Raw genomic sequence first — 12,759 nt, forward strand, 5'->3', positions numbered from 1 at the left:
TCATGTCTGACGATGTTCTGGTTTGCGGTTCGGTGGCGTTCGATACGATCACCGTATTTGAAGGGCATTTCAAAGACCATATTCTGGCAGACAGTATCCAGTCGCTCAGTGTGTCGTTTTTCGTGCCCACCATGCGCAAGGAGTATGGCGGATGCGCGGGCAATATTGCCTATAATCTGCGCTTGCTGGGGGGGCGTCCGGTGCCGGTGGGCACGGTGGGGGCCGATGCGGCCGATTACATTGTGTACCTGCAGCAGTTGGGCATCGACACCAGCCTGATCCGTGTCCTGCCCGACATGTACACGCCGCAATGCTTCATCACCACCGATCTGGACAACAACCAGATTGCGTCCTTTCATCCCGGGGCCATGACCCATTCGGCCGACAATGACCTGAGCGGCCGCGAAGCGGCCTGGGCCATTGTGGCGCCCGATGCCAAAGAAGGCATGTTTGCCCACGCCCGCCGCCTGCACGCACAAGGCACGCCGTTCATTTTCGATCTTGGCCAGGCCATGCCGCTGTTTTCGGGGGACGACCTGAACGAGATGCTGCAACTGGCGCAGGTGCTGACGGCCAACGATTACGAGGCCAGCATCATCGAGCAAAGGACTGGGCGGACCATTGCGCAGATTGCCGACGGCCTGCAAGCCGCGGTGGTGACGCGCGGCGCGGAAGGCGCCACGCTTTATGCCGGCGGCGCTGAAACACATATCGAACCGACCCAGGTCATGAAAGTCGTCGACCCCACAGGTTGCGGTGATGCACATCGTGCAGGTTTGTTATACGGGCTTACCGAAAAATGGAGCCTGGTGGATGCTTGCCGCTTGGCGAACGTGATGGGGGGCTTTAAAATTGCTTCCAGAGGGCCGCAGAATCACCGTCCTTCCCGCGCAGAGATCAGCGCCGCCATGAAGCAGAATTATGGCGTGGCGCTGCTCGATTAAGGCGTGTCCGGCCGGCGATGGCGCCGGCAGGTTGGCATGCCTCATGTTTTACAAGGAGTGTTCCATGAATTCATTTTATTTCCCGCATGCGGCCAAGCGTCCGGCGCGTATCGCTGCCATGGTTGCGCTTGTCGGTTCACTTGCTGTGTTGGCGGGCTGCGCGAACGATACTGCTTCATCCTCGGTGTATAGCTACGGTCAAGCCCAGCAGGAACAGATTGTGCGCCAGGGCACGGTCGAGTCCGTGCGCAGCGTCACGATCCAGGACGACCGCTCCAGCGGCGCGGGTGCGCTGGCTGGCGGCGCGCTGGGTGGGGTAGCCGCCAGCGGCATTGGCGGGGGCAGCGGCAGGGTGCTGGCCACCATCGGCGGCGGTATTCTGGGCGCCATGGCGGGCAACAAGGTCGAAAATCAGATGGGTAAAACGCAGGGGCTGGAAATCACTGTCCGGCTCGACAACGGCGAAACCCGGGTCGTGGCCCAGGCGGCCGACGTAGCCATCAGCGCCGGCCAGCGCGTGCGCCTGATCAGCGGCAATGGCCCCACGCGCGTCGTGCCGATGTAGTGTGCGCCCTGACGGGTGAATGAACAAAGGCGCCTGCGGGCGCCTTTGTTTTGCCGGTGCATGGGTTGGCGCTTATACGCCGAACAGTGAAAAGGAAAGATGCTGCAGCACCATCATGGCGACCTGAGCCAGAACCAGCAGCACCAATGGCGACAGGTCAAGCCCGCCCAGGTTGGGCATGATGCGCCGGATCGGGTCGAGCAAGGGCGCCGTCAGCGTATGCAGCACCGGCATGACCGGCGCAAGCGGATTGACCCACGACAAGATCGCCTGGATCAGGGTGACCCACAGGATCACATTGAATGCCCACTTGAATACCGTCAGGACCGCCGCAAGCAATGCGGGCGGCAGGCTTTGCAGCGGCGGCAACTGGCCGATCAGCGCCGTCCAGGTCAGCAACAAAAACACCAGCGCCGTCAGCCAGCAGGCCAGCAGGCTGGGCCAGTCGATGCTATTGCCGGGCGCAATGATCTTGCGCAGAGGCTGTACCAGCCAATTGGTGACACGCAATACGGCCTGGGAATAGGGATTGAACGGGTGCAGGCGTATCGCGTAGATCCAGGCGCGGATAAGCAGCGCTATGCCGAACAGGGAAAAGATGATATTGATGATGAAATGCAGGACGTTGCTTAGCATGGTCGGGCTACGTGTGTTTTCAGAAGGGCCATTGTCGCATGCGCGCCGCACGCATGAAAAGGACAAGTCGGGCATTCAAAATAGAACTGCCCGACAGGGGTCGGGCAGTTCGGGGGCGGCACGTCAGACAGCGCGTGCCGCGTTGATATCCCGGCCTTGCCGGCAAGGTCTGGATATCAGGGGCGGCCGCCTGTGGGAAAGGGCCACGATGCCGCCGGATTAATGGTTTTCTTTGCTGCTGGCGCAGGGTTGGCCGCCTTGGTCGCTTTTGCCGCTGCCTTGGCATTGGGCTTCTTGGGTGCGGCAGCTTTCTTTGCCGCTGGCTTTACCGCTGCTTTCTTGGCTGCGGGTGCCTTCTTGGCGACTGCCTTTTTAGCGGGCGCCTTCTTGGCAGGCGCTTTTTTGGCGACTGCTTTCTTGGCAACGGCTTTCTTGGCGGGCGCTTTCTTGGCTACGGCCTTTTTAGCAACAGCTTTCTTTGCTACCGCTTTTTTAGCAGGTGCTTTCTTGGCAGGCGCTTTTTTGGCGACTGCTTTCTTGGCAACGGCTTTCTTGGCGGGTGCTTTTTTGGCTACCGTCTTTTTAGCAACGGCTTTTTTAGCGGGTGCTTTTTTGGCGACTGCTTTTTTAGCAACGGCCTTCTTGGCGACGGCCTTTTTGGCTACCGTCTTTTTAGCGACTGCTTTTTTGGCGGGCGCCTTTTTCGCTACGGTCTTGCTTGCAGCTTTTTTGGCAGGTGCTTTTTTAGCGACTACTTTTTTGGCTGGCGCCGCTTTTTTGGCAGCGACGGTTTTCTTTACAGCGGCTTTCTTTGCGGGTGTTGCCTTTTTGGCTGGTGCAGCTTTTTTGCTAGCCGTTTTGGTGGCGGCCTTTTTGGCTGTTGCCATAGTAATGCTCCTTGAGATCGAGTCTAAGAGAACGTCCACCCATTTGATATGGCCCCCACTAAAAGGGTGCGACCCATCTCAAATGGCGCAAGCGTGCAAAGTACATAGCACCTTGCACGCCTAGAGTCTAACGTAAGCTTTTACGATCTTCCAAGCATTATTCCCAGCTTAATGCTCCGCCGGTCTGATATTCGATCACGCGTGTCTCGAAAAAGTTGCGTTCTTTCTTCAGATCGATCATCTCGGCCATCCATGGAAATGGATTTTCTTCTGGTCCGAAGATCGGTTCAAGACCGATTTGCTGGCAGCGGCGATTGGCGATGAATCGCAAATATGACTTGAACATCGACGCGTTCAAACCGAGCACGCCGCGAGGCATGGTGTCCTCAGCGTAAGCATATTCAAGGTCTACAGCCTTTTTGAAGAGTTCGCGCATCTCTTCGCGAAACGCTGCCGTCCATAAATGCGGGTTCTCGAGTTTGATCGTATTGATCAGATCGATGCCGAAATTGCAGTGCATGGATTCGTCGCGAAGAATGTACATGTACTGCTCGGCGGCGCCCGTCATTTTGTTTTGACGGCCCAACGCAAGTATTTGCGTAAAACCAACATAAAAGAACAAACCTTCCATCAGGCAAGCAAAAACAATCAGCGATTTAAGCAAGGTCTGATCGTTTTCCGGCGTGCCGGTTTGAAAGTTCGGATCGGCGATCGCATCGATGAACGGAATCAGGAATTCGTCTTTTGCGCGGATGGACGGCACTTCGTTGTACGCGTTGAAGATCTCTGCTTCGTCCAGATCCAGGCTTTCGACGATGTACTGATAGGCGTGCGTATGGATGGCCTCTTCAAATGCCTGGCGCAGCAGGAACTGCCGGCATTCGGGCGCCGTGATGTGCCGGTAGGTGCCCAGCACGATGTTGTTGGCGGCCAGCGAGTCGGCGGTGACGAAGAAGCCCAGGTTGCGCTTGACGATGCGGCGCTCGTCTTCGGTCAGGCCGTTGGGGTTCTTCCAGAGCGCGATGTCGCGTGACATATTGATCTCTTGCGGCATCCAGTGGTTGGCGCAAGTGGCAAGGTACTTTTCCCAGGCCCATTTGTATTTGAAGGGCACCAGTTGGTTGACGTCGGTCTTGCCGTTGATGACGCGTTTGTCGGCGGCGCGGACGCGGCCGGCGGTTTCGGCGTCATGCGCGCCGGCAGCCGCTTGCGCGGGGGCCATGGCGCTGTCGTTCAGGCCTTGCGGGTTGTGTGCGGGCGCGGCGCCGTTGCTGCCTGAAGGCGTTGCGGTTTGCGTAGCGGGGGTATCGTCCCAATTCAACATAATGATTTCCTGTATCTGATTACTGGCAGGCTTCGCATTCTTCAAAGCCTTCGTCTCCGGGGCGCATCGTGCATACGGCCCCCATGACCTCGGCTTCAGGCAGTGCGGCCACGGCCGGTGCGGCTGCTGCGGCGGCCGCCGAGCCGCTATCGCCTGCCGAAACGGCATTGAGCTCGCCGCCGCGGCCAGTGGATTTTTCGGCGTTGGTCGCGCCAATGGAGCGCAGGTAGTAGGTGGTCTTCAGGCCGCGCACCCAGGCGAGCTTGTAGATGTCGTCCAGTTTCTTGCCCGACACGCCCGCCATGAAAATGTTCAGCGACTGTGCCTGGTCTATCCATTTGGAACGGCGTGCCGCGCATTCGACGACCCAGTTTGGATCGACTTCGAACGCGGTGGCGTAGAGTTCGCGCAGGTCGGCCGGGATGCGGTCGATGCGGGCCAGGCTGCCATCGAAATACTTCAGGTCGGCGACCATGACTTCGTCCCACAGCTTGCGCTCTTTCAGGTCGCGCACCAGGTAGTCGTTGACGACCGTGAATTCGCCCGACAGGTTGGACTTGACGTACAGGTTGCGGTAGTTGGGCTCGATGCAAGGCGAGACGCCGATAATATTGGAGATGGTCGCCGTGGGCGCAATGGCCACGCAGTTCGAGTTGCGCATGCCGTACTGCTTGATGTGCGAGCGCAGGGCATCCCAGTCCAGCGTGCTGCTGTCGTCGACGTCGACGTAGCCGCCGCGTTCATCGCGCAGCAAGGCCAGGGTGTCTTGCGGAAGAATGCCGCGATCCCACAAGGAACCCTTGAAGCTGGCATAGTGGCCGCGCTCGGCAGCCAGCTTGCTGGACGCCCAGTAAGCGTAATAGCACGTTGCTTCCATGGAGCGGTCGGAAAACTCGACGGCCGCATCCGAGGCAAAGGGCACGCGCATCAGATGCAGGCAGTCCTGGAAGCCCATGACACCCATGCCGACCGGACGATGGCGCACGTTCGAGTTGCGGGCTTTGGGCACGGCGTAGTAGTTGATGTCGATCACGTTGTCGAGCATGCGCATGGCAATCGTGATGGTGCGCTCGAGCTTTTCGTGGTCCAGCACATACTGGCCGCCGGCGTCCTGCTTCAGGTGGGCAGCCAGGTTGACCGAACCCAGGTTGCACACGGCAATTTCGGAGTCGTTGGTGTTGAGCGTGATTTCGGTGCACAGGTTGGAACTGTGCACGACACCCACGTGCTGCTGGGGCGAGCGGATGTTGCAAGGGTCCTTGAAAGTGATCCAGGGGTGGCCGGTTTCAAACAGCATGGACAGCATCTTGCGCCACAGCGATGTGGCGGGGATCTTCTTGAACAGGGTCAGTTCGCCGCGCGCCACCTTGTCTTCGTAGCCCAGATAGGCTTCTTCGAAGGCACGGCCATACTTGTCGTGCAGGTCGGGGGCGTCGGAAGGCGAGAACAGCGTCCACTCGCCATTTTCCATGACGCGCTTCATGAACAGGTCGGGTATCCAGTTGGCCGTATTCATGTCGTGCGTGCGGCGGCGCTCGTCGCCTGTATTCTTGCGCAGCTCAAGGAACTCTTCGATATCCAGGTGCCAGGTTTCCAGGTAGGCGCAGACAGCGCCCTTGCGCTTGCCGCCCTGGTTGACGGCCACCGCGGTGTCGTTGACCACTTTGAGGAAAGGCACGACCCCCTGGCTTTCGCCGTTGGTGCCCTTGATGTGGCTGCGCAGGGCGCGCACCGGGGTCCAGTCGTTGCCCAGGCCGCCGGCATACTTGGCCAGCAGCGCGTTTTCCTTGATGGCATCGTAGATGCCGGCCAGGTCGTCAGAGACCGTGGTCAGGTAGCACGACGACAACTGCGAATGGAGGGTGCCTGAGTTGAACAGGGTAGGCGTGGAGCTCATGAAGTCGAACGAGGACAGGACTTTGTAGAACTCGATGGCCCGTGCTTCGCGGTCGATTTCGTTCAGCGCCAGCCCCATGGCCACGCGCATGAAGAAGACTTGCGGCAATTCGATGCGGCGGCCGCGCAGATGCAGGAAGTAGCGGTCGTACAGGGTTTGCAGGCCCAGGTAATTGAACTGAAGGTCGCGCTCGGCCTTCAGGGCCGCGCCCAGCTTGGGCAGGTCGAACTGGGCCAGTTTTTCGTCGAGCAGCCCGCCTTCGATGCCGGTTTTCAGGAACTGAGGAAAATATTCCGCATAGCGTGTGGACATGTCGGCCTGCGAAACTTCTTCGCCCAGCACTTCCTTGCGGATCGTGTGCAGCAGCAGCCTTGCGGTGACCTGGCTGTACGATGGGTCGTTTTCGACCATGGCGCGTGCGGACAGGATGGCGGACTTGAAGACTTCGTCGACGGGGATGCCGTCGTAGATGTTCTTGACGGTTTCCTTGAGGATGGCTTCGGCGTCGATGTCGTGCGGCAGGTTCTGGCCGGCTTCAACAATGGTGGCGCGCAACTGGGCCAGGTCCAGGGGGCGCTGGATGCCGTTGTCGGTCACATTCAGGGCGGCGTGCTCGGGTTGGGGCTGCGCCGGCGTGCTGCGTGCGCGTTCCTGCGAGCGTTTTTCGCGATACAGCACATAGGCGCGGGCGACGTCGTGTTCGCCCGAGCGCATCAGGGACAATTCAACCTGGTCCTGAATCTCTTCTATATGGAAGGTGCCGCCGCTGGGGCGGTTGCGGACCAGCGCATTGACCACCTGGGCCGTCAGCGATTCGACCAGTTCACGCACCCGTGCCGAAGCGGCGCCTTGCCCGCCATTGACGGCCAGGAAGGCCTTGGTCATGGCAATGGCGATTTTGCCGGGTTCGAACCCTACGACCACGCCATTGCGCCGGATGATATGGAAATGGCTCCATTGCTTGTCGCCACCGCTTTCGGTAGAAGCCGGAATGGTTTTCTGGGGTGGCGCGGCGTGGCCGGACTCAGGGATTTGTGTGGTTTGCATGAAGGCTCCTGGGGCAAAATTGTGTGCGGGCGGGCGCACATTCAATCGTGTTCTATCGGGGGGGTGGACGGCAAACTACGGGTTTGCTACATGATGTTGAAGCTTACGCGTTTTGGCGTTTTAACCACAATATATTGTGGTCATTTGTTTATTGAGCACTAATTGTAGTGATTGCTCGCCAACGAAGCAAGCCCAAAAAGGGCTTGATTTTTTATTTTTTTGTGGGCCCGAACCGCTGGCTTCAAGGGCCTTGCAGCGCAAGGCCGCAAGGGGGCTAGGCTTGGCGCGGCCCAGGGCCGCTCAGGCCTGGAATCGTGAAATATTGTTAACGTGCATGACAGGCGGCTGGCCCAGGCTGGCCTGCAGTTGCGCCAGCCGCAGGCGGTAGGCCTGAACACTGGCCTGCTTGATGTGCCCGAAGCCGCGCACCGTTTGCGGCAGGTCGGCCAGTTCCAGCGCAAGATCGTAGTTGCCGGCGTCCAGTTTGCCGAGCATGTCCAGGATGGCTGCCTGGTATTCCTGGATCAGCCTGCGCTCCATTTTACGCTCGGCAGTATAGGAAAAAATGTCCAGCCAGGTGCCGCGCAAGGCTTTGCCGCGGGCCAGCAGCCGGAATACCCGCTCCGTCGATGGGCCGAAACTCATCTTGCGTGGCACGCCGGTGCGCGGGTCGCGCCGGGCCAGCAAGGGGGGCGCCAGGTGAAACCGCAAGGTGAACTCGCCTTCGAACTGCTCGCTCAGGGCCTGGCGGAACGTGCCATCGGTAAACAGGCGGGCGACTTCGTATTCGTCTTTATAGGCCATCAGCTTGTGCAGCGACTGGGCGACCTTGATCGTCAGGCGCGGCCGGCCTTCCGGGCGTACGGTCCGCTCGGCCGACAGTACGCGATCGATGATGTCGCCATACTGTCTTGCGTACGCTTCGTTCTGGTAGGCAGCCAGCGAAGCGCGGCAGCGCGCCACGACCTGGTCCAGAGTTTCGGGAAGCGGGATCACCACAGGGAATTCGCCGTCGTGGGCCGGCGATTTGAGCGCATCGGGATTGCCTGCCGCCAGGCGTCCCAGTCCAAAGGCCTGCTGGTTGGCGCTGACGGCCACGCCATTGAGCTCAAGCGCCCGCATGATGGCCGCTGCGCTCAGGGGAATACCGCCCAGCTGCCATGCGAAACCCAGCATCAGCATGTTGGCAAGAATGCTGTCGCCGAACTGCTTGGCCGCCAGTTCGTGCGCCTGCAGCAGCCGGCAGTTGGACTCGCCTGCCGTTGCCTTCAGGGTGTTGATCAGCCCCTGGGGATTCAGGTCGGCCTGCGGGTCGCGCGCAAATTCGGATGTGGGCGCCAGATAAGTGTTGATGACGGCCTGGGTATGGCCGTGGCGCAGCGTTTGCAGCGCTTCGGGCTTGGCGGCGGCGACCACGTCGCACAGAATCGCCACGTCGGCCTGCTGGGGATCGATGCGCACCGCCCCGGTTTGCTGCGCGTTGGCCGACAGGCGGATGTGGCTGATGACCGTGCCGCCTTTCTGGGCCAGGCCGGTCATATCCAGCACCGAGGCCGCCCGGCCTTCCAGGTGAGCCGCCATCGACAAAATGGCCCCCACGGTAATCACGCCGGTGCCGCCTATGCCCACCACCAGCACGTTGCAATGGCTGTCGTAGGGCGTGAAGGCGGGTTGCGGCAGCGCGGCGATCAGCGCCTGCAGGCGCTCGCGGTCCGCGGGCCCGGTGCTTGCGGCCTTGCGCGGCTTGCCTCCCATCACCGATACAAAGCTGGGGCAAAAACCGTCCACACAGGAATAGTCTTTATTGCAGCTGGACTGGTCGATGGCGCGCTTGCGGCCGAAGGGCGTTTCCACAGGCGTCAGCGACAGGCAGTTGGATTGGGTGCTGCAATCGCCGCAACCCTCGCACACGCCGGTATTGATGAACAGGCGCCGGGCCGGGTCGGGGAATGCTTTCTTCTTGCGGCGCCGGCGTTTTTCCGCCGCGCAGACCTGATCGTGTATCAGGACGGTCACGCCTTCCGTGTCGCGCAGCTCCCGTTGCAGTGCGTCCAGCGCATGGCGTTCGTGCACCGTGACGCCGGCCGCCAGCGGCACGCCGCGATACTTGCCTGGATCGTCGGTGGTGATGACCACGCGCTTGACGCCTTCCCCCAGCATTTGCTGGCAAATCTGCGGCACGGAAAGCGGCCCGTCCACCGGCTGGCCGCCCGTCATGGCGACGGCGTCATTGAACAGGATCTTATAGGTGATATTGGCCTTGGCGGCGATGGCCTGGCGTATGGCCAGGTAGCCCGAGTGGAAGTAGGTGCCTTCGCCCATGTTCTGGAAAATATGAGGCATGCGGGTGTAGCGTGACAGGCCTATCCAGTCGGCGCCTTCGCCGCCCATCTGGGTCAGCCCGCTGGTTTCGCGGTCCATCCAGGTGGCCATGTAGTGGCAGCCTACGCCGGCCAGCGCCTGGCTGCCCTCGGGCACCTTGGTCGAGGTGTTGTGCGGACAGCCGGAACAGAAGTAAGGGCGCCGCGTCAGGGGGTACGTGGACGGCGCGGGCGCCGATGCCGCCTGCGCTTTGCGCTTGGGCGCGGCGCCGGCTTCATCCCATGCCAGGCCCGCCGTCTGCTGCAGCCAGCGGCGTAGCGCCGTGGCCACCGCGGCGGGACAGAGCTGCCCCGCTTGCGGCACCAGTGCGCCGTGGTTCAGATCGCGCTTGCCGCAGATGCTGGGGCGCCCAGGCTGGTTGTACAGCAGGTCCTTGGCCTGGTTTTCGATAATGGGCGCTTTTTCCTCGATCACCAGGATGTGATCCAGTCCCTGCGCAAACTGCAGAAAGCCCGGCTCGTCGATCGGCCAGCTCAGGCCGATCTTGTAGTGGCGCAGCTCCGGCAGCGCGCCATCCGGACAGGTACGCTGCCATTGCCGCAGGGCGTCTTGCGTATCCAGAAAGGCTTTGCCGGTCGTGACAATACCCAGCCTGGCGGCCGGCGCGGCGGTCACGATCCGGTCCAGCGGATGCTGGCGCGAAAAGGCCTTGACCGCTTCCAGGCGCTGGGCCATGCGCTGCTCGATCGCCGGCGTCAGGAATTCGCGTGCGCTGTACTCCAGGCCTTCGCCGGCGCCGCTAACGCTCAGGTCCGGCCTTGCCTGCAAGGTGAAGGACCGGCCGCTTTCCACGGTTTCCGTTGTCGCCTTGAAAGCCACCCATGCGCCGCTATAGCGGGAGAGCGCCCAGCCCCACAGGCCGAACAGTTCATATTCTTCGACTGACGCGGGGTGGATGACCGGTACGCCCCAGGCCAGCAGCGAGGTTTCGCTGGCGTGCGGAATCGAGGACGACGCCGCGGTGTGGTCGTCGCCGACGATCAGCAGGACGCCTCCGTTGCGCGACGCGCCGGCAGCATGGCCGTGATGGATGGCATCGCCCGCGCGATCCACCCCCGGGCCTTTGCCGTACCACATGGCAAACACACCATCGACCTTGCGGTCTTCGCGTACGCCCGCCTGTTGCGTGCCCATCACGATGGTGGCGCCCAGATCTTCGTTGATGGCGGGCAGGAAACTGATCTGCTGCGCTTCCAGCTGTTGCTTGGCGCGCCACATGGCCATGTCCACGCCGGCCAGCGGGGAGCCGCGATAGCCGGTGACGAAGCCGGCGGTGTTCAGTCCGCGCGCCTGGTCGGCCTTGCGTTGCGCAAGCAGCATGCGCAACAGGGCCTGGGTGCCGGTCAGGAAGATGCGGCCGGTGTCGGCGGTCAGGTTGTCGTCGAGCCGGTACTGGGTATCGATGCGGGGCGTTGCCATGGCAGTCTCCATTATTCCTTTCATGATAGAGACCGGGCGGGCTGTTTTTATTGCGAAATCATCGCGTAAAATCCCTATATAACGAAATGAATATTTCGCAAAAAGGCCTTTTATGGATAAAACTGATATAAAAATCCTGAAACAGCTTCAGCAAGAGGGGCGTGCTTCGGCCCAGCAGCTTTCAGACCAGGTGGGCTTGTCGACCGCGCCGGTATGGCGCCGGGTCAAGGCCCTGGAAGCCGCCGGCGTCATTCAGGGCTATTACGCCCAGGTTGACCGCAACAAGGTGGGCCTGCAAGGCTGCATGTTTACCCAGATCAGCCTTGAGCGGCACTCGGCCGACATTGTGGAAAACTTCGAGCGTTCCGTGCGCGACGCCCCGGAAATCCTGGAATGCTATGCGGTGACGGGCGACGCGGATTTTTTGTTGAAGATACTTGTGCGCAGCCCGGAAGACTATGACCGTTTCCTGCACCGCTTCCTGTTCAACCTGCCCGGCGTGCGCCAGACCCGCACCATTGTGGCGCTGCGCGAGATCAAGCACGACGTCAGGCTGCCGTTGTAGGCCGGATCAATCGTCCATTTACATATACAGCATGGCCTTGGCCAGCACAATGATGCCGACCATGTGCGTAAACACGCTGATGTGTATGCGTTGCACATAACGGGTTTTCAGCAAGCCTTTGGTGCCCAGCACCATGGCCGTGATGAAGTGGCCCAGCACGCTGAGCGCCAGGATGATCTTCAGGGTCAGCAAGGTGGCGAAGGTGCTGTCCAGCGGGTGGGCCAGCACGGTCCGGTAATGCCAGGCCATGCCGATGCCGGCGCCGTACAGCACCAGCAGCACCCAGGGCATGATGCGGCGCGCGCGCCGCCCGATGGCGCCTTCCACCTGGCGCATGGCTTCGCGCGGGACCTGCTTGCGTACCCCTTCCAGCATCAAGACCTCGAAAAATACCGTGCCGACAAAGATGAAGGCGGCGAACAGATGCAGTGTGATCAGAACAGAGTAATTCATGGCGTGCCCGTGCTGTAACCTGGCCGTCAGCATGGCGCGGGGCGGTTCAGGTAGAATAATTTTTCATTCGATTGTAGGCTGCCGGCCAGGTGCCGGCTGCCGATACCACACGCCATTTGTGGTTTTGAAAGGAAGGCGTCATGCACATTTCCATCTTCCGTCAGCGCGCTGTTCATGCGGGTTTATTTGCAGCGGCCCTGCTGGCCGGCTGCGCCGCGCCCAGCGCGCCGCCACCGGTCGCCAAACCAGAGGCGCCCACGTGCCAGGCGGCGGCAAGCGGCGAGGCGCTGGTGGGCAATTGGCTGAGCGTGCGCAAGCAAAAGGGGGTGGCCGGCGAGCTGCGCACCCTGTTCACCCTGCACCCCGACGGGACCATGGCTTATACCGAACTGCTCAAGCGCGGCAAGAATCCGTCGCAAGGCCTGTCGGAAACAGGCTGCTGGGAACGCAGGCAGCAAACGCTGACGATGCGTACGCTGCAGTCCAATGGCGCGCCGGTCAGCCTGGATGACCCCATCTATACCAATGACTACACGGTTGTGTCGGCGGACGACAAGGCGCTGTCGCTGAAAGAGGCGGACGGCACCGTCATCACGGCCCGGCGCATGTCGCCGGGGTATCGCCTGCCGTTCTAGCGGGC

General features: G+C 61.1%; 10 protein-coding genes. 4 read left to right on the top strand and 6 right to left on the bottom strand.

Going from position 1 to position 12,759, the window contains the following annotated elements; genetic code table 11:
- Positions 1-2: 2 nt before the first annotated feature.
- Together RE432_RS07945 and RE432_RS07950 are read left to right on the top strand one after the other, a co-directional pair.
- Positions 3-944, top strand: a complete 942-nt coding sequence (locus tag RE432_RS07945) for a carbohydrate kinase family protein (RefSeq protein WP_310932765.1) — start codon at positions 3-5, stop codon at positions 942-944.
- A 64-nt stretch (positions 945-1,008) separates the two neighbouring features.
- Positions 1,009-1,509 (top strand): glycine zipper 2TM domain-containing protein, encoded by a 501-nt coding sequence (locus RE432_RS07950; RefSeq protein WP_310932766.1) that lies wholly within the window; start codon positions 1,009-1,011, stop codon positions 1,507-1,509.
- 72 nt (positions 1,510-1,581) lie between these two features.
- Here RE432_RS07950 and RE432_RS07955 read toward each other — a convergent pair whose 3' ends face one another.
- From RE432_RS07955 to RE432_RS07975, 5 genes are all read right to left on the bottom strand, one after another.
- Complete coding sequence (locus RE432_RS07955; protein WP_310932767.1) at positions 1,582-2,145, bottom strand: YggT family protein; 564 nt, start codon at positions 2,143-2,145, stop codon at positions 1,582-1,584.
- Between the two features lie 176 nt (positions 2,146-2,321).
- Entirely contained in the window at positions 2,322-3,032 is a 711-nt protein-coding gene (locus RE432_RS07960) for a histone H1-like DNA-binding protein (protein WP_310932768.1), read from the bottom strand.
- 157 nt (positions 3,033-3,189) lie between these two features.
- Entirely contained in the window at positions 3,190-4,356 is a 1,167-nt protein-coding gene (locus RE432_RS07965; RefSeq protein WP_310932769.1) for a ribonucleotide-diphosphate reductase subunit beta, read from the bottom strand.
- 19 nt (positions 4,357-4,375) lie between these two features.
- Positions 4,376-7,300 (bottom strand): ribonucleoside-diphosphate reductase subunit alpha, encoded by a 2,925-nt coding sequence (locus tag RE432_RS07970; protein ID WP_310932770.1) that lies wholly within the window; start codon positions 7,298-7,300, stop codon positions 4,376-4,378.
- A gap of 300 nt (positions 7,301-7,600) precedes the next feature.
- On the bottom strand, positions 7,601-11,101 hold the full coding sequence (locus RE432_RS07975; protein WP_310932772.1) for an indolepyruvate ferredoxin oxidoreductase family protein: 3,501 nt from the start codon (positions 11,099-11,101) through the stop codon (positions 7,601-7,603).
- Positions 11,102-11,213: 112 nt separating this feature from the next.
- Here RE432_RS07975 and RE432_RS07980 point away from each other — a divergent pair, with 112 nt between their 5' ends.
- Positions 11,214-11,666, top strand: coding sequence for an Lrp/AsnC family transcriptional regulator (locus RE432_RS07980; protein ID WP_310932773.1), 453 nt, complete (start codon positions 11,214-11,216; stop codon positions 11,664-11,666).
- Between the two features lie 18 nt (positions 11,667-11,684).
- Here RE432_RS07980 and RE432_RS07985 read toward each other — a convergent pair whose 3' ends face one another.
- Positions 11,685-12,119: a hypothetical protein gene (locus tag RE432_RS07985; protein ID WP_310932774.1), complete on the bottom strand. Its 435-nt coding sequence runs from the start codon at positions 12,117-12,119 to the stop codon at positions 11,685-11,687.
- Between the two features lie 140 nt (positions 12,120-12,259).
- Here RE432_RS07985 and RE432_RS07990 point away from each other — a divergent pair, with 140 nt between their 5' ends.
- Entirely contained in the window at positions 12,260-12,754 is a 495-nt protein-coding gene (locus tag RE432_RS07990) for a hypothetical protein (protein ID WP_310932775.1), read from the top strand.
- The last annotated feature ends 5 nt before the right edge of the window (positions 12,755-12,759 follow it).

This window comes from Pusillimonas sp. SM2304, assembly GCF_031628915.1.
Classification (GTDB): domain Bacteria; phylum Pseudomonadota; class Gammaproteobacteria; order Burkholderiales; family Burkholderiaceae_B; genus Pusillimonas_C.